The organism is Pyxidicoccus trucidator, assembly GCF_010894435.1.
GTDB lineage: Bacteria > Myxococcota > Myxococcia > Myxococcales > Myxococcaceae > Myxococcus > Myxococcus trucidator.
In genome coordinates this window covers 25,028-46,033 of the sequence record NZ_JAAIXZ010000016.1, presented here as the reverse complement: position 1 = coordinate 46,033, position 21,006 = coordinate 25,028, and the positions used below count along the sequence as shown (strand labels likewise).

14 protein-coding genes are annotated in these 21,006 nt (G+C 70.4%); 5 read left to right on the top strand and 9 right to left on the bottom strand.

Going from position 1 to position 21,006, the window contains the following annotated elements:
- Window position 1: 1 nt before the first annotated feature.
- From G4D85_RS35235 to G4D85_RS35225, 3 genes are all read right to left on the bottom strand, one after another.
- Window positions 2–1,789: an ABC transporter ATP-binding protein gene (locus tag G4D85_RS35235; protein WP_164018481.1), complete on the bottom strand. Its 1,788-nt coding sequence runs from the start codon at window positions 1,787–1,789 to the stop codon at window positions 2–4.
- Between the two features lie 101 nt (window positions 1,790–1,890).
- Entirely contained in the window at window positions 1,891–4,776 is a 2,886-nt protein-coding gene (locus G4D85_RS35230) for a type 2 lanthipeptide synthetase LanM family protein (RefSeq protein WP_164018480.1), read from the bottom strand.
- 6 nt (window positions 4,777–4,782) lie between these two features.
- Window positions 4,783–4,968: a DUF6229 family protein gene (locus G4D85_RS35225; protein WP_164018479.1), complete on the bottom strand. Its 186-nt coding sequence runs from the start codon at window positions 4,966–4,968 to the stop codon at window positions 4,783–4,785.
- A gap of 275 nt (window positions 4,969–5,243) precedes the next feature.
- Here G4D85_RS35225 and G4D85_RS35220 point away from each other — a divergent pair, with 275 nt between their 5' ends.
- A complete protein-coding gene (locus G4D85_RS35220) occupies window positions 5,244–5,576 on the top strand; it encodes a MazG nucleotide pyrophosphohydrolase domain-containing protein (protein WP_164018478.1) in 333 nt (110 codons plus the stop codon).
- Between the two features lie 10 nt (window positions 5,577–5,586).
- On the opposite strand, the gene G4D85_RS35215 is transcribed toward G4D85_RS35220, so the two are convergent.
- Complete coding sequence (locus G4D85_RS35215; protein ID WP_240359683.1) at window positions 5,587–7,638, bottom strand: fused MFS/spermidine synthase; 2,052 nt, start codon at window positions 7,636–7,638, stop codon at window positions 5,587–5,589.
- A 498-nt stretch (window positions 7,639–8,136) separates the two neighbouring features.
- Between G4D85_RS35215 and G4D85_RS35210 the strand changes: the two genes are divergently transcribed.
- The 3 genes from G4D85_RS35210 to G4D85_RS35200 all read left to right on the top strand — a co-directional run bounded on the left by G4D85_RS35210 (window position 8,137) and on the right by G4D85_RS35200 (window position 11,367).
- Entirely contained in the window at window positions 8,137–10,200 is a 2,064-nt protein-coding gene (locus tag G4D85_RS35210; RefSeq protein ID WP_164018476.1) for a carbon starvation CstA family protein, read from the top strand.
- Window position 10,201: 1 nt separating this feature from the next.
- Window positions 10,202–10,405, top strand: coding sequence for a YbdD/YjiX family protein (locus tag G4D85_RS35205; protein ID WP_164018475.1), 204 nt, complete (start codon window positions 10,202–10,204; stop codon window positions 10,403–10,405).
- 173 nt (window positions 10,406–10,578) lie between these two features.
- On the top strand, window positions 10,579–11,367 hold the full coding sequence (locus G4D85_RS35200) for an SDR family NAD(P)-dependent oxidoreductase (RefSeq protein WP_164018474.1): 789 nt from the start codon (window positions 10,579–10,581) through the stop codon (window positions 11,365–11,367).
- Window positions 11,368–11,380: 13 nt separating this feature from the next.
- On the opposite strand, the gene G4D85_RS35195 is transcribed toward G4D85_RS35200, so the two are convergent.
- Window positions 11,381–12,331, bottom strand: coding sequence for an AraC family transcriptional regulator (locus tag G4D85_RS35195; RefSeq protein WP_275900340.1), 951 nt, complete (start codon window positions 12,329–12,331; stop codon window positions 11,381–11,383).
- Between the two features lie 186 nt (window positions 12,332–12,517).
- Here G4D85_RS35195 and G4D85_RS35190 point away from each other — a divergent pair, with 186 nt between their 5' ends.
- Window positions 12,518–13,255 (top strand): SDR family oxidoreductase, encoded by a 738-nt coding sequence (locus G4D85_RS35190; protein ID WP_164018472.1) that lies wholly within the window; start codon window positions 12,518–12,520, stop codon window positions 13,253–13,255.
- Window positions 13,256–13,374: 119 nt separating this feature from the next.
- On the opposite strand, the gene G4D85_RS35185 is transcribed toward G4D85_RS35190, so the two are convergent.
- The 4 genes from G4D85_RS35185 to G4D85_RS35170 all read right to left on the bottom strand — a co-directional run bounded on the left by G4D85_RS35185 (window position 13,375) and on the right by G4D85_RS35170 (window position 20,661).
- A complete protein-coding gene (locus G4D85_RS35185) occupies window positions 13,375–15,438 on the bottom strand; it encodes a glycosyl hydrolase family 28-related protein (RefSeq protein ID WP_164018471.1) in 2,064 nt (687 codons plus the stop codon).
- A 145-nt stretch (window positions 15,439–15,583) separates the two neighbouring features.
- A complete protein-coding gene (locus tag G4D85_RS35180) occupies window positions 15,584–17,050 on the bottom strand; it encodes a glycoside hydrolase family 6 protein (protein ID WP_240359682.1) in 1,467 nt (488 codons plus the stop codon).
- 184 nt (window positions 17,051–17,234) lie between these two features.
- Entirely contained in the window at window positions 17,235–19,427 is a 2,193-nt protein-coding gene (locus G4D85_RS35175) for a S8 family serine peptidase (protein ID WP_164018469.1), read from the bottom strand.
- A gap of 151 nt (window positions 19,428–19,578) precedes the next feature.
- Window positions 19,579–20,661, bottom strand: a complete 1,083-nt coding sequence (locus tag G4D85_RS35170; RefSeq protein ID WP_240359681.1) for an acyl-CoA desaturase — start codon at window positions 20,659–20,661, stop codon at window positions 19,579–19,581.
- Window positions 20,662–21,006: the final 345 nt, after the last annotated feature.

The following is a 21,006-nucleotide window of genomic DNA, read 5'->3' as shown; positions in this document are numbered from 1 at the left end:
GTCAGTGGGGTTCTTCATCCAATCCATGCAGCCGCGTCTGGAGGCGATAGAGCTCGGCATAGCGCCCGTCCAGCTTCATCAGCTCCTCGTGGCGCCCCTGCTCGACCACGGACCCGCGCTCCAGGAAGTAGATGCGGTCGGCGTTGCGGACGCTGGCCAGCCGGTGGGTGATGAGCAGCACGGTGCGGTTGCGGGCCAGCTGCCGCAGCGACTCGTAGACGGCATGCTCGGCCCTGGCGTCGAGGGGCGCCGTCGGCTCGTCCCAGATGACCAGCGGAGCATCCCGGTACAGGCCACGCGCCACGGCGAGCCGCTGCCACTGCCCGCCAGAGAGGTCCAGGCCGCCCCGGAACTGGCGCGAGAGGAGGGTGTCCCAGCCCTGGGGCAGGCTCTCCACGACTTCGAGGGCGCGCGACTGCTCGGCGGACTGGAGCAGGAAGCGGGAATCGGGGTCCACCCGCTGGTGACGGCCAAGACGGACGTTGTCCCGGGCGCTGCGAGGCCAGCGAATGGGGTCCTGCAGCACCATGACCACCCGGTCGGCGAGGCTGTCGGGTGACATCTCCCGCAGGTCGATGCCATCCCAGGTGATGCGGCCCGAGGTCGGCGGGTAGAGCCCGGCTATCAGCTTGGCCAGCGTCGTCTTGCCCGAGCCATTCTCCCCGACGAGGGCGATGCTCTGGCCGGCTTCGATGGTGAGGGAGACGTCGCGGAGTGCCTGCCGGCCCTCCTGGCCCGGATAGTGGAAGCCGACGCCGTGCAGCTCGATGCGCCCCGGGTTCTCCGGAGCCTTCACCCCGGTGACGGGGCGGGCCCGCTGCGAGGACTGCTCGATGAACTCGCGGTAGTCGCTGATGTACAGGCCCTTCTCGAACAGGCTGTGCGCCATCTGCATGAACAGGGTGAGCGCCGCGCTCGCGCTCCGGACCGCGATGACCGCCGTGCCGGCGACGGCCAGCTCCAGCCACCGCGCTTGCAGCATCATCCCCAGCGCGACGAAGGTCGCGACCAGGCCGATGCCGGACAGCATCTGCCCGAACGCGGTGGACCTCGCCTCGGCGATGCCCAGGCGGACCAGGTGGTCCTGCAGCGCCACGGCGCTGTGCTGGTACTCGGCGAGCACGTAGTCCTGGGCCTGGTTGGTGCGAATCTCCGGCGCGGACTCCCGCTGGGTCGCGAGCTCCGCCATCATGTGGACCTGGCGCGTGAGCGAGACAGTCATCGCCATGCCGGAGTACTGCAGCCTCGCCGCGTGGAGCACCGCCCAGCCCTGTGGCAGCAGGGCGACCCCCAGGAGGGGCAGCAGCAGCGGGTGGAGCCAGAGCAGCGCGAGGACCGCGCCGCACACCGAGAACGCGGCCCGGAGCGCCTCGACGAGGCATGTCGTGGCGCCCTCCAGATGCATGACGCCCCGGTCGCGAGCGCGGTGCAGCCGGTCGTAGAAGCCGGGGTCGTCGAAGGACGCCAGGTCCGCCTGGAGGCTGACCCGGAGGAGGTCCTCCTCGGCGGCCCGGAACACGCGGGGGATCAGGTACGCGCGGGACACGGAGGTGGCCGTCTCCATGCCCATCCGTACCGCCTGCACGCCGCCCAGCAGGAGCAGGGCGGGGAGGGCTGCCTCCAGCCGCTCCGCACCCGAGCCTCCGGACAGGAGCTGTCCGAGCACACTCGTGGTCAGCAGCAGGCCCCACGTGGTGGCCGCTCCGGCGACCAGCTGGCAGGCGATGACGACGAGCGCGGCCCGGGGCGCGGCGCGGCGCAGCACGGACAGCACCGGCTGGACGGACATCCCGACGCGCCGGATGAGCGCCCATAGCCCGTGCTCCGGCTGTGCCGCCCCGTCGAGGCGCCAGTACGGTCTCTCAAGCTCGACCTGGCCTGCTTCCGTGCTCAGAGGTCCCCACCCCCGACCATCAGCATCGAGGGCAGGGCGTTCTCCGGGTGGGCCCGGAGCAACTGGTAGACGACGCCGCCCAGGCCGGGCAGCAGGCCCGGGACGAAGGCATCCCGCGCCATTCCGCAGGACGGGCCCTGTTCCTCGATGCTGGTCAGAATCGTGGCCAGCAGGTGCTCCCGCGTCAGTCCCTCGGGGCCCTCACCGGCGGCAATCGCCCGGTTCATCAACTCCCACGCGCCCAGGTCGCCATGGCAGGCGGAGTGGTTCCAGCCGAAGCCCATGCGCCACGTCGCCGCGGAGGCCCGGCGCAGAATCAGCCGGGTCTGCGGACTCTCCAGCCTCGGGTCGAGGTCTGCATGCGCCAGACCGATGCCCACCGAGCCATGACACCACGCGGCCGCCGACTTCAGTCCTTCCAGCAGGCGCAGGTCCAGCCAGTTCTGCTCGCCTTCATCGAAGAGGGACTCCTCGAATGCGAAGGCGGCGCGCGCAGTCTCCGCATGGCGGGGAACGCCCGTCACCCGGGCGAGCCGCGTCAGCGCCCAGCCGATGCCGGTGACGCCGTGCGCGAAGCCGCCCACGCCCTCCGGCCAGCTCTGATGCACCCAGTAGGCGCCGTCGCCCTTGCGCTGCGCCAGGTCGCACAGCTTGTCGCCCAGCTCGCTGGCCATCTCGAGGTGACGCTTCTCCCCCGTCTTGCGAGCCAGCGCGAGGAGGGGCGCGATGGCGCCGGCCTTGCCCGTGAGCACGTCGTGGATGTCGTCGGCCGCGGCGGCCTCGGGAATGCCTTCCGCGAGCGCGGCGGCACGCGCCACGCCGTCGCCCCGGTCCAGCCCCCAGCCGGCGAGGACGAGATGCGTCCAGAGCTGCGAACCCAGGCCGATATAGGCGCCCGGCGCCTGGGGCCGGAGCTTGACGCCACGGGACCGCTGCGCAGCGGGCCGGGCCTCGGCCAGGTCCAGCGTGCGCAGCGTGGCCGCGAGCAGCTCCTCCAGGCCCTCCACCGGGTCGGCCCGGCCGGCCGCGGCCTCGCGCAGGTACGCGCCAACGAGGAGCGCCACCCCGGAGGCACCTCCGTACAGGTCCTGCTCCAGCGGCAGCACGGACCAGCCGGTGGGCCGGAAGATGGGGGCAATCCAGGTGACGGTGCCGTCCCCGCCGCGAATGGCGGTGGAGCTGAGGTCCCCCATGATGCGCGCCGCGATGCGCCGACGGCGAAGGTCGAGGTCGTCCGTCCGCACCCGCTCGGGCCGGCGCGCTACCTCGTCGGGCCTCCACCCATCGTTGATGTAGGCGCTGACCAGCGCGGACTGGATGACGTTCCGCTCCAGCTTGAAGTCCGCGACGCGCCAGTGCTCCAGCGCGGCGTCCACCAGGTTCCGGCGTGGCAGCCAGGAGGTGCCACGGGGGCCCTCCAGCTGTCCGTGGCCGGCCACGGTGGTGAAGATGGGGATGTCGCCGTCGAGCAGCTCCTCGACCTCGGCCTCAATCACCGCCGCGTCTCCAGGCGCGGTCGAGACGTTGGCGGCCATCTTTGCCAGCAGGTCCTTCGCGCGCTGGCGCGGAGGGGCATCCTTGTGCAGGGACACCGGGTGCCACAGCATGCGGGCCAGCTCGGAGTAGACCTCGGTCGCCCGCGTCACCACGCGGATGCGGCAGGCCCCGAAGCCCTCCAGCAGGCCCCGCAGCTGTCCCGTCGAATCCAGCTGGTGCAGCGTTCCGGTCATCTCGTCGAAGCTGGCGAGGACCTCGGGCCAGTACCGGGCCAGGGCGGGCTCCGGGCTGGGATGGTTCTGGGAGACCGGCGCGTCGACCTGGGTTGCGCCGATGTGCGCTTCGTCGGTGCCGGCCTTGACGACGCCCGGCTGCTGCAGGCGAGGCTGCTGTCCGGGGAGCATTCCCACGGCGGAGCTGTCCACCCCGCGCCACCCCAGGCCGTCGCCGCGTCCCGGCAGCAGGCCGATGGACAGCACGGTGCCACTCACCAGCTGGGCCGCATGGTCCAGCGCCTGGCCCAGCCCCGAGGGGGAGGGCGGGGGCTTCGGCGTGAACAGCGTCTCGCAGTCCACGACGACGGGACTGCCCCCGTGGGCGATGAGGTTCTCCGCGTGCAGGTCGCTGCCGCCGAGCAGCCGCATGATGGCGAGCAGGTGGCCGATGCCACGGTAGAAGCTGACCAGCTCCTCCGTTCCGGAGGCGTAGCGGTGCGGGACGAACTCGGCCCAGCCGTGGGCCTCTCCCATCTCCACCACCCTGGGAATCCGGAGGGGCAGGGCACCGTCGTGATGCCGGGCCAGCCCGATGATGAAGTCGCGCAGGGCCACGTCGATGGCCAGCGAGCGCGGCTTGTAGACCAGCCGCCCGCCCTGGCACTGGAGCAGCGAGACTGTCTGTCCGCCGCAGTGACTGTCTCCCGCGCCGAAGCTGAGGCTCTCCAGCTCACCGGGCGCGCCTCCGCACAACACGTCGAGGCGGGCGCGGTCGGCGGCCCAGCGCTCGGCGAAGCGCAGTGAGGCGGTGCAGCGGTTGCGGATGATGCGGTCGACGCGGGGCAGCAGCGTCGGATAGGGGCTCGCGAGGCCGTCCCAGAAGGCACGCTGGGAGGAGAGCTCCAGGAACTGAGCCCAACGCTGGGCCGCGTCCTCGCCGGTGAGACGCCCCGTCACGCGCGCGGCGTTCAGCTCGAGGACGAGCAGGCGCGTCAGCTTCCGGGTGAGAACAGAGGAGAGCGATTCGCGCGTCGCGGCGACGACGATGTCGCGTTCGCCAGATGATAACCCAGTAACCCGCTCAAGCCAGGTTGCCAGCTCCCCCATCGCGGGCAGGAGCAGGCAACCCAGGGATGCGTCGAAGTTACTGGCGCCTGTGTCAGACGCCATCACGACTTAGCAACACATCAGGGTCCGCGAGCCCGTGCAGCCCGTACCACAGCGACCGCTGATGGTGGTGGTCTCACAGATGATGTCCGCCTCGGTGAACTCGCCACCGATGAACAGCGGGCCCGCGGGGTTGTCCATGTCAGCGTCGTTGCGCCACTGCTCAACGAGATCGATTCCCTGAACATTGTCCATAACGCACTCCTCTGGCTCGGGTTGACGAACGTGCCGTAGGGATGAACGCGCCTGGGTGAACGCCGACCGACCTGCTCGAACTGCATGAGTCCACGCCGCCCTGATGCGTCACTCCTGCAACACAATGGTGATGATAGCGACGGCATTCCGGTAAATCAATGCAGCTCAAAATACCGTGTACGCGCGAATCGAACCGCCAGCCTGTGTTGTCCCACCAGCCCATCGGCGGCTCCAGGCGTTGACAGGGCCGGCGCTCCTCACCGAGGAGGAGGGCCATGATTTCACTCCCCGAAGGCGCGTCGATGAAGGACTACCAGCGCTACATCCACGAGTTGGAGGCGCTGCATGGCTGGCTGAAGGTGGACCTGGTCCACAACTGCTTCCTCATGGGCGAGGAGATGGGCGAGGTATTCAAGGCGGTGCGCCGCTACAACAAGCTCTTCGACGAGGGCGAGGGCACGCCGCCAGAGGCCGCCCGCGCGCAGCTCGCCGAGGAGCTGGTGGACGTCTTCAACTACCTCCTGGCCATCGCCAACCGCGTGGACGTGGACCTGGAGCAGGCGTTCCGCGAGAAGAACGCGCGCAACCAGCAGCGGACCTGGGGCTGACCGGACGCCGCTACCAGCGCAGGGCCTGGAGCAGGTTGACGTAGTCGTCCGTCCACACCCGACGTGACAGGAGGTCCTCGGAGGCACGCACCTGGTCCCACCCCAGGTGCTCGTCCAGCCACCGGGCCTGAATCGGGCTCGCGGTGAGGGCGAACCAGCGGCTCGGGGACTGGCCCTGCGCCAGCTCCGCTTCGCTCAGCGACTCGGCCCCGCTGACCGCGCATTGCAGTCCGAGCGCCGCGCCCAGGCGGGTGAGCACCGGCGCCAGGTCGAACAGCCGGCTGGAGATGTGGAAGAGCAGGAGCCCCTCGGGCCGCAGCTTGCGCAGGTACAGGTCGATGGCCTCCTGCGTGAGCAGGTGCGTGGGCACGAAGTCGCTGGAGAAGGCATCCAGGATGATGACGTCGTACGCCTGCTCCTCCGCCTCATGGAGGCGCAGCCGCGCGTCTCCGGTGACGACGCGCACCTCGGCGGCGCTGCGCCCCAGCAGCGTGAAGTGGCTGCGCGCGAGCCGCTCCACCTCCGGGTCCAACTCGTAGAAGTCCCACCGCTCGCCTCCGCGGCCGTACGCGGCGAGGCTGCCGATGCCCAGCCCCACCACAGCCACGCGCGCTCGCGACGGGGACTCAGTCAGCACCCGGCCCACGGGAGAGCCACGGTGGTAGTACAGGAGGGGCTCGCCCAGCGCCTCCTCCGCGCGCCGCTCCACCCCGTGCACCGTGCTGCCATGCTGGAAGAGGCGCAGCCCGTCCACGTCCTTCACGGTGTAGAGGCCGTAGAACGTCCGCGAGCCATCGACCCGGCTGTGCAGGAGCTTCACCGCCGCGAGCGCCAGGATTGCGGCCATGGCCACCGCCGCGCCGCCCGCCAGCAGCGGCGCGAGCCGGTGCCGGGGCTCTCCCCGCTCTCGCAGCGCCACGTCCCGGGCGAAGAGCGCCGCCAGCACCAGCAGCCCCGCCACGCCGTAGTCCACGTACGCCATGGCCAGCGAGCCCAGCAGCAGCGGAATGCCCAGGACGATGAGCGCCGTGCCCAGCCAGCCGCCCACGGAGAGGTGCAGGTAGTACGAGCCCAGCAGGCGCGGCTCCTCCGGCCGGCACCGCGCCAGGCTCGCGTGCAGCAGCAGGCAGCCCACCCAGAGCACCGCGCCGTGGAGCGCGAGGGAGGGGAGCACCGACTGCACCCGCGCGAGCGCCGCCACCGCCGCCGCCGCCGCCACCAGCAGTCCCGCCACGCACAGGCGGTTGAGCCCCTCGGGCGTCAGCGGCCGCCGCGCGAAGCACAGGATGAGGGTGAGCAGGTAGAGCGTGAGCGGGACAATCCACAGCAGGGGCATGGACGCGTCCAGCGTGAGGACGTTCGTCACCGCCATCAGCAACGCGTTGGCGCTCGCGGCGAGCAGGAGCCAGGCGAGCCTCGCGGTGCCGCTCGCCCGGGATGCCGGGACGGGCGCGCTGGCGGGTGTCACGGGGGAGGCGTCGGGGGGGGCCGCGTCCGCGGGCCGCACCGCCCGGATGCACAGCACGGTGAGCACCACGAAGGCGGCGTAGGCGACGTACCAGAGGCCGAGCTGCGTGCGCGTGTCGAGCGCCGGCTCCACCAGGAAGGGGAAGGTCAGCAGCGCCAGCAGCGCGCCGGCGTTGGACGTGCCGTAGAGGAAGGTCGGGTCGTTCCGGGACGGGTGCTCGGTGCGCGTCAGCCAGCCCTGGGCCATGAGGCTGGTGGTGGACAGCGCCAGGAAGGGCCAGCCGAGCGAGAGCGCCAGCGTGACGATGATGGCGGCGATGGGGGGAAGCTCCACGCTCCTCAGGTGGAAGGGGAACGTCACCACCGGGAGCAGCACGAAGGCCAGGTGGGCCCAGCGGTAGCGCCCCGCCAGCACGCGGGGCGACAGCCGGCCCGCATACAGGTAACCGAGCAGCAGGACGCCCTGGTAGAACATCATGCACGTCGTCCACACCGCCGCGCTGCTCCCGTACGCGGGCAGCAGCAGGCGCGCGACGATGAGCTCCACCTGGAACAGCAGGAACGAGCCCAGGAAGACGAACAGCTGGAAGCGCATGCTCAACTGCGGTGTCGGACGGCGGGGGGGCGCGTTCATGCGTGGGCGGGACGATGACAGAGGCCCGCCTCCCACGGCCAGCGGACTTCCCGTTCGCGTGGTGCGGAGAGGCCGGACTGTCGGTAAAGGTCCTTCACGGCCTCGAATTCCGGCGGGAAATGCGACAGGTCTGACGGGGCCTCGTTTTCCCATCGAAAGACGGAAGACCTTGGAATGACCTCTCCCTGGCTTTCGTCTTGGGTCTGAAGACAGACATTCCCACCACGACGTAGCGCCGTTCGAGCCCTGCCGGGCTTCCGTGTGGAAGGGAACGGAGGATAGGCACCCTCCGGACAGGGGCCGCGCCGTTGCCCCACCGCTTGAGTCAGGAAGTTGGCGGACGCCCTCCGCGCCACCCCTTTTGTCCCCGGGGCGGAGGAGGCTCGGGCCATGGCCGTCCCGGTCGGGCCCGCTCCCGCCGCGCGGGTAGGCAGCTCGGGCGCGGCCAGGGGAGGACTCATGGGTGGAGTCGTTCGGAAGCTGGGGTGGGGGCTGCTCGCCATCGCAGGCGCGGTCAGCCTGGGGACGGTGGCGCTTCAGCGGGGCGAGCGCATCAACGCCATCTGGCTGGTGGTGGCGTCCGTCTCCGTCTTCCTTATCGGCTACCGCTTCTATGGCCGCTTCGTGGCACACACGGCGCTGGGCGTGGACCCCACGCGCGCCACCCCGGGGCACCGCCGCAACGACGGGCTGGACTACGTGCCCACGGACCGGTGGGTGCTCTTCGGCCACCACTTCGCCGCCATCGCCGGAGCGGGCCCGCTGGTAGGCCCTGTCCTGGCCGCGCAGATGGGCTACCTGCCCGGCACGCTGTGGATTCTCTCCGGCGCGGTGCTGGCCGGAGCGGTGCAGGACTTCGTCATCCTGTTCCTGTCCGTCCGCCGCGACGGCAAGTCCCTGGGCGACATGGTCCGCATGGAGCTGGGGCCGGCCGCGGGCGTGACGGCGATGGTGGGCGTGCTGATGATCATGATGATCATCCTCGCCGTGCTGGCGCTGGTGGTGGTGAAGGCGCTGACGCACAGCCCCTGGGGCACCTTCACCGTGGCGATGACGATTCCCATCGCCGTGCTGATGGGCGTGTATCTGCGCTACGTCCGTCCGGGACGGGTGCTGGAGGTCTCCGTCGCCGGCTTCGTGCTGCTGATGCTGTCCATCTGGCTGGGCGGCCGGGTCGCCGAGCACGCCTTCTGGGGCCCGCTCTTCGACTACGACAGCAAGGCCCTGGCGTGGATGCTCATCGCCTACGGCTTCTGTGCCTCCGTGCTGCCGGTATGGCTGCTGCTCGCCCCGCGCGACTACCTGTCCACGTTCCTCAAGATTGGCACCGTGCTGCTGCTGGCGGTGGGCATCATCCTGGTCGCGCCGGAGCTGCGGATGCCGGCCATCACCCGCTTCGTGGACGGCAGCGGGCCGGTGTTCTCCGGGGGGCTGTTCCCGTTCCTGTTCATCACCATCGCCTGCGGCGCGGTGTCCGGCTGGCACTCGCTCATCGCCTCGGGCACCACGCCGAAGATGCTGGACAGCGAGGGTGACGCGCGCGTGGTGGGCTATGGCGCGATGCTGATGGAGTCCTTCGTCGCCGTCATGGCGCTCATCGCCGCCTCGGTGCTGGACCCGGGCGTGTACTTCGCCATGAACTCGCCGCCGTCGGTGATTGGCACCACCGTGCTGGACGCCTCGCGCGTCATCAGCGACTGGGGCTTCGTCATCACCCCGGAGGTGCTCAGCCAGACGGCCCGCGACATCGGCGAGTCCTCCATCCTGTCCCGCGCGGGTGGTGCTCCGACGCTGGCGGTGGGCATGGCGCAGATCCTCCATGGCCTGTTCTCCGGCGAGGGGATGATGGCCTTCTGGTACCACTACGCCATCCTCTTCGAGGCCCTGTTCATCCTCACCACCGTGGACGCGGGCACGCGGGTGGGCCGCTTCATGATTCAGGAGCTGGCCGGGCTCGTGTACGCGCCCCTGAAGCGGACGGAGTCCTGGGCGGCCAACATGGTGGCCACCGCCCTGTGCGTCGCGGCCTGGGGCTACTTCCTCTACCAGGGCGTCGTGGACCCGCTGGGCGGCATCAACACGCTGTGGCCGCTGTTCGGCATCGCCAACCAGATGCTGGCGGCGATTGCGCTCACCCTGGCCTCCGTGGTGCTGGTGAAGATGAAGCGCGAGCGCTACGCCTGGGTGCCCGCGATTCCCGCCGTGTGGCTGGTCATCTGCACGCTGACCGCCGGCTGGCAGAAGGTCTTCGGGGGCGACGTGCGCGTCTCCTTCGTCGCCCATGCACGCGCGTTCTCCGCCGCGCTGGCCGAGGGGCGGGTGATGGCTCCCGCGAAGTCCGTGGAGGAGATGGAGCGCATCATCAGCAACGACTACCTGGATGCGACGCTCACCGCGCTCTTCATGCTGCTGGTGGTGGCCACCGTCCTGTTCGGCCTCCGTGCCGCGCTGGCGGCCCTCCGCTCGCCGGTGCCCACGGCGCAGGAGACCCCTCACGTGCCACGCGCCGTGGAGGCTCGCTGACATGTCCGCCGCGATGAACTGGCTGGAGCGCTGCTGGCGCCGCGCGGTGCAGACCGCCCGGCTGATGATTGGCGTGCCCGACTACGACACCTACGTCGAGCACATGCGCCGTCACCACCCGGAGCGGGAGGTGATGAGCTACGCCCGCTTCTTCGACGAGCGGCTCCAGGCTCGCTACCGGGGGGGCGGAGGGCGCTGCTGCTGAGCGTCGGGACGGCTCGCCACGCCGGGAGCGAGGACCAGGGTGAGCCCCTGTCGTCACGGCGGTGTCCGCTGGCTGGCGGTGGGCCCTGGCTCGGGGGCTCTGAAGACGCGCGTTGTTCTAGTGTCCGGGCGCGGAAGCCCCGAAGCCCACCTCCCTTCGGGGACAGCCCTCTCATGAATCTCCAGCTCGACGACAAGCTTGCCCTCGTCACCGCCTCCACCGGCGGCATCGGCAAGGAAATCGCCACCGCCCTCGCCCGGGAGGGCGCCAGGGTCATCATCAACGGACGCACGGCGGCGAGCGTGGAGTCCGCCATCGCCGACGTCCGCGCGCGGGTGCCGGGCGCGAAGCTCGAGGCGCTGGCCTCCGACAACGGCACCGCCGAGGGCGCCGCGGAGACGCTCCGCCGGTTCCCCGAGGTGGACATCCTCATCAACAACCTCGGCATCTACGAGGCCGTGGGCTTCTTCGACGAGACGGACGAGGCCTGGCGGCGCCTGTTCGAGGTCAACATCCTGAGCGGCGTGCGCCTCGCCCGGCACTACCTCAAGGGCATGCTGGCGAAGAAGACGGGCCGCGTGCTCTTCATCGCCAGCGAGGCCGCCATCAGTCCTTCCCCTGAGATGGCCCACTACAGCGCGACGAAGACGATGCAGCTCTCCGTGTCGCGCAGCCTCGCCGAGCTGACCAAGGGCACGGCCGTCACCGTCAACACCATCATGCCGGGCTCGACGCGGACGGAAGGCGTGGCGAAGCTCGTCCAGGACGTCTTCCCCGGCGTGCCCCTCGCGGAGGCGGAGCAGCGCTTCATGCGCGAGAACCGTCCCACCTCGCTCATCGAGCGGCTCATCGACCCGAAGGAGATTGCCGACTTCGTCACCTATGTGAGCAGCCCGCGCGCCTCGGCCATCAACGGGGCCGCCCTCCGCATCGACGGAGGACTCGTCCGCAGCGTGTTCTAAGGCTCCGGACGCGTCAGGTGGCGGCGGGGACTTCCGGGAGCTGGCGCAGCCGTTGCGAGTCGCGTCCGGGCGACGCCCCGAACAGGCGGCTGTACTCGCGTCCGAACTGAGAGGGGCTCTCGTAGCCCACGCGGAAGCCCGCCGTCGCCACGTCGACATCCTCGCTGAGCAGGAGCCGGCGGGCCTCCTGGAGCCGCAGTTGCTTCTGGTACTGCAGCGGGCTCATGGCGGTGACGGCCTTGAAGTGGTGGTGCAGCGAGGACGTGCTCATGTGGACCTCGCGCGCGAGGTCCTCGATGCGCAGCGGCTCGGCGAAGCGCGCCTTGAGCCAGCCAATGGCCCGGGCGATGCGCCAGGCCTGGCTGTTGGCCGTGGCTATCTGGTTCAGCCGCCAGCCGTGCTCCCCCTTGAGCAACCGGTAGACAATCTCGCGCGTGGCCAGCGGGGCCAGCGCGGGGATGTCCTCGGGGGAATCCAACAGGCGCACCAGACGGAGCACCGCATCCAGCAGGGCCGGGGTGGTCTCATCGAGGAACAGGCCCCGGGAAGGGCTCCGCTGGGGTGACGCCGGCAGCTTCGCGTGCAGCAGCAGGTCGGCGATTTCTCCCGGGTCCAGGTCGAGGCGGAAGCAGAGATAGGGCGCCTGGGACGTGGCTTGCGTCACCTGCCCGGTGACGGGAAGGTCCACCGACACCACGAGATGATTCGAGGCCTCGTAGGGGTAGACCTCCTCGCCCAGCATCACCCGCTTGGCGCCCTGGGCGATGAGGCAGAGCGCGGGCTGATGCAGGGCGCGGAGGGGCTCGCCCGGGCGCGAGGAGCGGATGAGCACCACGCGCTCCAGGGCCGTCGCGTGGATGCCGTCACCCGGGGTGAGGCGCTTCATCATCGAGGCCAGCTCGGCCAGTCGCCCGGCGAGCTCCTGGCTGACTCCCCTTCCACCCACCCCGCCTGGGGACTTCACCCTCACGCTCGTTCCCATGGAGTATCAGACTACTCCCAGCCCCTGGGCATGGCCCGGGATTCGAGGGCGCTTGCAGGAACAGGCAAGAACCCGCCAGGAATGGTCTACCGACGTCGGCACCCCCGCCTCTACATCTGCTCAGGCCTCGGGGCACTCACGCCCCGGACCCAGGAACCGGGAGCACGTATGTCTGGAATCGAAGGGAAGGTCGTCGCAATCACGGGGGCCAGCAGCGGCATCGGAGAGGCGACGGCTCGGCTGTTGGCCCGACGCGGCGCGCGTGTGGTGCTGGGCGCCCGGCGCACGGACCGGCTGGAGGCGCTCGTGGGGGAGCTCCGCGACGCGGGGGGCTCGGCGCACTACCGGAAGCTCGACGTGACGCGCCTGGAGGACATGGAGGCGTTCATCGGCTACGCGCGGACCGAATTCGGCCGCGTGGACGTCATCCTCAACAACGCTGGCGTGATGCCGTTGTCGAAGCTGGAGGCGCTGAAGGTCGACGAGTGGAACCGGATGATTGATGTGAACATCCGGGGCGTTCTGCATGGCATCGCGGCGGGCCTGCCGGTGATGAAGCAGCAGGGACGCGGGCAGTTCATCAACGTGTCCTCCATCGGAGGCCACGCGGTGTCACCCACGGCCGCCGTCTACTGCGCCACCAAGTTCGCCGTCATGGCCATCTCCGAGGGGCTTCGCCAGGAAGTCGGTGGCGACATCCGGGTGACGGTGATTTCCCCCGGTGTCACCGAGTCGGAGCTCGCGGAGAGCATCAGCGACCCCGCGGCGCAGCAGGGGATGAAGGAGTTCCGGCGCATCTCGATTCCCGCCGACGCCATCGCCCGGGCCATCCTGTTCTCCATCGAGCAGCCCGATGATGTGGACGTCAGTGAAATCATCGTCAGGCCAACGGCCAGTCCGTACTGAAGAGGGAAGGGCGCTGCGCTCGCGCGGGTCGGTGGCGCCCCTCCCTTCATGAGGAGGTAATAGAAGCGCTTGTCTAAAGCGCAAGGGCTTCATGTCCCCGCCCGGGTCTGGCTTCCTCCTTATTGCCGGACGAGCTTGATGGAGTCGACGGCGACGTTGTAGCCGCTGCTGGCGGCGTTCCTGCCCACGACGGTGAAGGTGAACGTCTTCGCCTCGAGGTCCGTGAAGGTCACCGTCCCCAGGTCCGACTCCGCGAACACCGCGGTGCTGGAGTACTCGTCCCGCACCGGGCCCTGATTCACCCCGTTGATGTCCAGCTGGTACTGCCCGCGGCTTCCCAGCTTCTTCGTCCGCACCCGCACGCTGAACGTCCCCACCGTCCTCGGGTAGAGGGTGTAGGAGACCGCGTCGCCCACGGCGCTCCCGTTGTGGTACCGGAGGCTCCCGTTGTCGGCGGAGGTCTCGATGTTCGTGGAGGACCGCTGGCCCGCGTTCGAGGGCTTGAGGTTCTCCGCCTGGTAGACGAGCACGTTGCCGTCATGCTCCACGGTACTGCCCAGCCTCCGCTTGAGCTGGTCGACGTAGAGCGACTGGGGCACCAGCTCCTCGCCCGGGGAGGCCGTCTCCGCGAAGTCGGTCGGCGCCGTCTTCGTGGCGCTCGGGAGTTCCACTCCGGTGGCGCCTCCGCGCACGCCAATCACATAGCCCTCGCCATACTGCTGGGAGCGGATGATGGCGCTGGTCCCCGAGCGGTACTTCGCCCCGTGCGTGTTCCAGAACACGCTCTGGGTGGTGGTGAGGCCATGGCTGACCGTCCCGTAGGGCGTGCGGTCCGCCGCCTCGAACTTCTCCTGGTACAGGGTGAGGTTGTCCAGCAGGTTGGCGGCGCTCAGGTGCATGTGGAAGTCGGAGACCAGCGTCCCGTCCGAGGCCCGGTTGCTGAACAGGACGTTGCCCGTGGCGTGGATGGAGCGGAAGTCGAAGTTGTGCCGCCCCTGGTACGCCACGCTGTCCTTGATGAGGCTGTCACTGCCCCGAATCGAGTACAGGTAGCCATTGCCTCCACCGCCCCTGTACTGGGGCTTGCCCAGCTCGCAGCCCTCCACGGTGATGTTCCGGGAGTAGAGCAGGTCGAAGCCGTTGGACAGCAGGTGGAGGTCTCGCGTGTTGGAGGGCGGGCGGTAGGAGCTGACGTTGACAATCCAGCCGTCCACGGTGTGGTTCATCGTGATGGCGGAGGCGTCGTGCATCTCGTAGGCCCCGGTGCCCGCGACTGCGTAGTCCGACTCCCCCGTGCCCGGAGTCACGTTCTCCCGCATGCCGATGGCCAGGTTCTCCACGCCGACCTCGGACAGGTGCGCGGGGATTTTGTACACGCGCGCGTTGTCCCGCGTCTTCAGGCCCAGCCGCAGCGGCACGTCCACGGTGAGCGTCTTCGCCACGGAGTCCACCGCGGTGACCTTCCGGTAGAACGCCGGCCCGGGCAGCGAGGTCCACGTGGTGCCCATGTTGTATTCCTCGCTCAGGGCCGCCGTCAGGTCCGCGCGCACCACCACCCAGTGGCCCACGCTGTAGCCCGTCACGCTGGACACGGGGATTCGCGTCGCGAGGACGGGCAGGTCCGCGGTGATGGAGACGGTGGAGGTGGCTCCCGAGTTCCAGCTGAGGGACGAGCCCTGGGGCGCGACGCGGATGACGGCCCTGGCCCGCATGTTCGTCGCCGAGTTGTAGAGGAACGTGGCGGTGGGCCCATGCCCCCGGAGCACGACGTTGCTCTTGTTCAGCAGCAGGGCCTGGGCCTTGCCCGTCGGCGGCGCCACCCGGTACGTCCCCGAGGGCAGCAGCACCACCCCGCCTCCGCTCACGGCCCCCGCGTCGTCGATGGCCTGCTGGAGGATGGCCGTGACGTCCGAAGTGCCCGTGTTGTCCGCGAAGTACGGCGCCGCCGTCACGTCGAGGACGCGGTCCGTCCGGACGGGCGGCTCCACCTGCCGCATGCGATAGCCGGCGTAGGAGAAGTCGTGCAGGAACCGGGCGGGGTTGCCTGGCTGCGTGTAGCCCGGTGTCCAGGTGGACGGGTACAGCACGCTCCTCCAGGCCGCGTCGGCGGGCCCCGGGCTGCCCCAGGCCAGCACGATTCCCAGCCAGACACACAGCGAACGCAGGCTCATGCTCACGGTCATGATGAGTACCTCCAGGAAGACAGGTTGAACCCGCACGGCCTGCGCGCCGCCATGGCTTCAGGGCGGGCTGGAGCTGCAGCGGCTGCGGCTGCGGCGGGATGAAGCTCCAGGACGGGGGCACGGGCGGCCCCCGTCCTCACCGCGCTCAGGTGCCGTCGATGAGGCGGATGGCCAGGTCGGGGCTGAACTGTCCCGCCGGCGTGCCCGGGGCGATGCCGCACTGGCCATCCGAGTCCCCCGGCACCTTCACCCACAGCAGCAGCTCCGCGCCGCCGCCCACCTGCGACGGTGTGCCGAGCTTGCGGCCGCCAGGGTTGCACCACTCCCCGTTGGAGCCATTGCCGTTGCGGCTGGTGTCCACCACGAAGGCGCGGGTGTAGCCGTACCGGTTGTTCAGCGCGGTGTTGACGGCCGAGCCGTACGAGGCGGACTCGGCGGTGGTGTAGAAGTTCGACACGTTGAGGGCGAAGCCCCGCACGTTGCGCACGCCCGCGGACTCCAGTCGCTGCGCCATGGTGTCGGCGGCAATCCACCGGGCGTTGCCGCCGTCGAGGTAGGCCCACGTGTTCGGCGCGAGGTCTCGCAGCCGCTCCGTGGCGTAGCGCAGCAGGCCCAGTCGCGTCTGACGCTCGGTGTCGCTCGGCAGGCAGTCCAGCTGCGCGACGGCGTCCGGCTCGATGATGACGATGGCGGGGCGGCTGCCCAGGCCCGACGCGAAGGCGGTTATCCACGTGCGGTAGGCCTCGGGGCTGCCCGCGCCACCACCGGAGTGGCTGCCACAGTCGCGACCGGGGATGTTGTAGGCCACGAGCACCGGCAGCTTGTCAGCCGCGTCCGCCGCGGCGACGAAGCTGGAGACGGCCGAGGCGATGTCCCCGCTCCAGTTGCCGAACCAGCGAGCCCCTGGCCTGCTGGCGATGGCCGACTGGATGCGCGCAGCGCGCGAGTCACCGCTGTTGGCGCGCACCCAGGCGGCGGGATTGGAGTTCGGGTCGACGTAGAAGCCGCTCGTCATCCCCAGCGGTCCGGAGCCGGTGCTGCTCCCCGTGCTGAGCGAGATGTCGTCGAGGAACACCGTGACGGCGCTGGCCCGGCCGCCGAGCTGGAAGGTCACCTGCCCACCCGAGGTGGACAGGGACGAGGTGAAGGGGAACGAGAAGCGCCGGGGCGTGCCGTCCAGGGTGATGTGCTGGTCCAGCGGCGCGGTGTACGGCGCGCTCCCGAGCTGCACCGTCGCGCGCACCGCGGTGCTCGCCGTGGCCGAGGCGGTAAAGGCCAGGGTGTACGCCTGTCCGTTCACCAGGGTGATTCCGTCCTGGCCGATGAGGGCGTCCCACGGATTGACGGTGCCGCCCGCCACGTCGACGCGCAGCCTGCCCGTGTCCACGCGCGAGGCGGTGTTGGGCCCGCTCCACCAGGGCGCCGTCGTGGTGCTGCTGAACGTCCCGTTGACGACGAGCTCCGTCAGCGATGAGGCCGTGACGCCTTCGGGCCCATCCACGGACGGAGTTGGCGCCGTGCCACACGCGGCGAATAGGGCCGTGGTGAGCGTCAGTGCGGACGAGGCGAGGAGGCGGAGGGACAGCGGGCTTTCAGTTCGATGCAGGGACACGAAGCGGACCTCCACCCGCGACCCGACGTCAGGAAGTGACGCCTGGACTGGCGCGGGCCTGTCGAGCTCGACGGACGGTGCCTGTCTGTCGCTCCGCTTCATGGTGGCAGGGAGTTCGCGTTTTACAAGTATTGCAGTGACCGCAAACTCTTACCGCCCGGCGCTTCGTGCGCCTGGGGGTTTTCTATGGCGAGGCCTCCACGGGGATGTACGGGACGAGGTCGAAGTCGATGCCCGGCACCACCTCGCCCGCGCGCACCACGATGGGCTCCACGCTGTCCTGGTTGCGCCAGAAGCCGATGCGCTCCCCGTCCTCGAAGTACTGGCCGTTCTGGTTGTCGTCGATGGCGGCCGTCGCGTAGTAGGTCCTCGGAGGCAGGTCGATGGCGTAGCGGTACGCGTCCGCCGCCGGGGCCACGGTCGCCAGCTCCGGCGCCGTATGCCATTCGCCCAGCGAGTCCTGGTAGACGAAGACGACGAGGGCGTCGCGCTCGGAGGGCGCTCCCACGCGCAGCCGCAGCGCCACCGTGTCGGTGCCCTGTGCGCTGGCGAGGGTGAGCGGCACCGTGTAGTCCCCCGGAGGCAGTCCGGCCAGCGTCACCGCCACCTGCAGCGGCCGGGCGCTCAGCGCGGGCACGAGCAGCGTGTTTCCTCCGGGGAAGGCCACCTGGGCCGCCTGGGGGCCGGCGACGCTGGCCGTCACCAGGAGCTCGCCGCCGCCCTCGTTGTAGACGAGCAACGGAAGGGTGGCGTCACCGGGGAAGAAGAGGCTCGGCGTGTTCACCTCCAGCCGTGGCGGCTCGGCGCCGGGGCCTCCCTGCAGGGCGCGCAGCGCGGCCTGCGCGTTGACGAGCCCCGCGCCACAGCCCTCGGCGCACCGGCCCGCGGGCACGGCGGTCTCCCTGAGGATGCGCTCCGCGTCCAGGGGCATCAGGTCCGGCCGCAGCGAGGTCATGAGGGCCAGCACGCCCGTCACGTGGGGCGCGGCCATGCTGGTGCCCTCGTAGAAGCGGTAGCCCGGCAGGCCCGCCGCATCGAGCGCGGTGGACAGCACGCCGTCCGGATAGCCGTCCCCGTTGAGGTCCTCCTGGAGCTCGCCGCCGGGCGCCATCACGTCCACTGGCAGGCCGAAGTTGGAGAAGCTGCTGCGCCGACCCACCAGCGACGTGGCGCCCACGCAGATGACGCTCTGCTGGTTGCACGGCGACGAGCCCGCCGCGTCCTGGGCCTCGTTGCCCGCGGCGATGACGAACATGACTCCGGAGGCCACCACGCGCTCGTCGATGACGTCCTGGTAGACCCGCTGCGGCGGCGAGCTTCCTCCGAGGCTCAGGTTGATGATGCGCGCCGGCGTGGGGTTGGGCCGCAGGCCCGGGACGAGGCCTCCGGAGGCCCACTGCATGGCCGCGGCGATGTCGAAGCTGGACGCGCCCTGCTCGCCGAGGACGCGCACGGGCAGCAGCAGCGCTCCCCACGTCACGCCCGCCACGCCCACGCCATTGTCCGTGAGCGCGCCGAGTGTCCCCGCCACGTGCGTGCCATGCCAGGAGGAGCGGCCGCCGGGCAGGTCTCCACCCGGGTCCGTCGGGTCGTCGTCGCGTCCGTCTCCGTCCGCGGCGTTCTCCGGGTCGGAAATCATGTCGATGCCCGGCAGCACGCGCGCGCTGAGGTCCGGGTGGAAGACGATGCCCGTGTCGATGACGGCCACCACCAGGCCCGGGTTCCCCAGCTGCACGTCCCAGGCGGCAGGCAGGTTGAGCGCGGCGTAGTGCCACTGGAAGGAGTAGCCGAAGTCATCCGGCACGGCGAGCGGCCTCACCCGCCGGTTGGGCTCCGCGAAGCGCACCCCGGGCAGGGAGGCCAGCTGCGACACCAGCCGGCCCGTGTCCGCCACGGTGGCCTTCGCGCGGCTCCCGTCGAGGCGCTCGAAGGCGACGAGGTGCAGGTGCTCGCTCGCATAGCCCCGGTGCACGGCGTGGTAGCCGGAGGTTGCCACCCGCTGGAGGACCTGCTCGGGCGTCAGGTTCGGCTCGTCGAAGCGGAAGATGACCTCGCCGGGGATGTCGCCCGCTTCGATGGGACGACCGATGGGGCCAGGCAGGGGCGCCGCCAGCGCCGAAGGGAGCGGAGGCCGTGCGCGTCTCGGGGGCCGTGCGCGCGACACGAGGCGTGACAGCTCCTGGAGCGACGGGCCTCCGGGAAGCGGCGAGGCGCGGAGGCGCGTGGACTGCTGGCCCGCGCCCTGGAACGGGGTGAGCTGGCCCTGCACCCGACCCGTCACCTGTTGCTGCTGGGGTGTTGGCGGAGGTTGGGGCTCCGGGGTCTCCGAGGAACACGCGGCGAGGCTCAGCAGCCCCAGGGCGAGAAGTCTGCGCATCCGTGGTTCCCCTCGTGCCGGCACGGCGCTTCGTCAGGCGCGGGGCGCGGACGTGCCGGGGGGACCATGGCCACTCGCCGCGCCAGGACAGCCGGGACGCGGGTCGGGACGTCCGTTACCTCCTGGACCCTTCAGGCGCCTCCTTGTGACTTCATGGCGCCGCTGAGCGTCGCGTGCGCGCGGCGATGGCCTCCGGAGACGGCACCCGCACGTCCCAGGCCCAGCCCAGCCGCGCCAGCAGGCGGATGACCTGGCCCAGCGGGTCCACCTGCCACCAGCGGAAGCCCGTGAAGGCCGAGCCGGGGAAGGCGTGGTGGTTGTTGTGCCACCCGGCGCCGAGCGTCAGCACCGCCATCACCCCGTTGTTGCGGCTGTCGTCCCGTGTCTCCAGGGGCCGTGTCCCCACCATGTGCGTCACCGAGTTGATGGCGAAGGTGACCTGCTGGACCAGGAAGTAGCGGACGAAGCCGCCCCACACGAGCCCCCGCAGCGCGCCGCCCCACGTGCCGGTAGCAAGTCCACCCACGGCGGCCGGCAACGCGAGGCCGAGCAGCACCCAGAGGCCGTAGCGTTGGTTCAGCCGCAGCAGGGCGTCATCCCGCAGCAGGTCCGGAATGGTGCGGGCAAGGCGTTGCTCCTGGCTGTCCTCTTCCTGCGCGTGGACGCTCGCGGGGGATGCGCGGTGGCGTTCCAGGAAGCGCCCGAAGCGGGGGATGGCTGGCGCATCCAGGTACCAGAGGAACTGGGCCCAGAAGAGCCCCCGCACCCGTTGCCACGCGCCGCGCCGGCCGAGCGTGGGGGAGTGCGGGTCCCCCGGCATGTCCGTGTGCGCGTGGTGCAGGCGGTGCACGCCGCTCCACAGCAGCGCGGAGCCCTGGCCCGCCATGGAGCCGAGGACGAGGAGCAGGGCGCGCAGGGGGCGTGTCGTCTCGAAGGTCCGGTGCGCGAAGTGGCGGTGGAAGCCCAGCTCGATGCCCGTCATGGTGAGCAGGTACATCCCCACCAGCAGCGCGACGTCCAGCGCGCGGATGCCCTCCTGGACGAAGAGCCATGCGCCCGCGCACAGGCCGAGGAAGGGCAGCCCCTGCATCACCAGCAGCACCAGGGCCCGCCGGGCTCCGCTCAGGGGCGCGTCGGTGGCTCCGAGCCCCATGGCCGAAGTGGGAATGGAGACGGCCGTGACACCGGACGCGCTGGAAGCGGAAGGGAGGGGTGATGAGGGTGCGCTGGACAAGACGCCTCCATCATCGCCGAGCCTGCCGGGCAACACGAAACGGGACCCGGAGACGCGTCACCAGGCGAAGTGCGTGCTCACAGGCGAGCCACGGTTCCAGCTCCCTTCCGAGCATCATCCCGAGGCGCCTCGATTGCTCCTCGCTGTCGCCGCGGAGCCCGCACTTGCGGAGGAGGCCACGTCCCTCCGTGAGTAAATCCTCAACTAGTTGGCTAAACGATGTCGGAGATGCGATGAAGACGGGCTGCGGAATCGCACCGGGTTCTTCAAGGAATCTGAGGTCGTTCGTCTTGTCGTAGATGCCCGCCGGGGGGGCCCGAGACGAACAGCTGCCCGGGGGGCAGG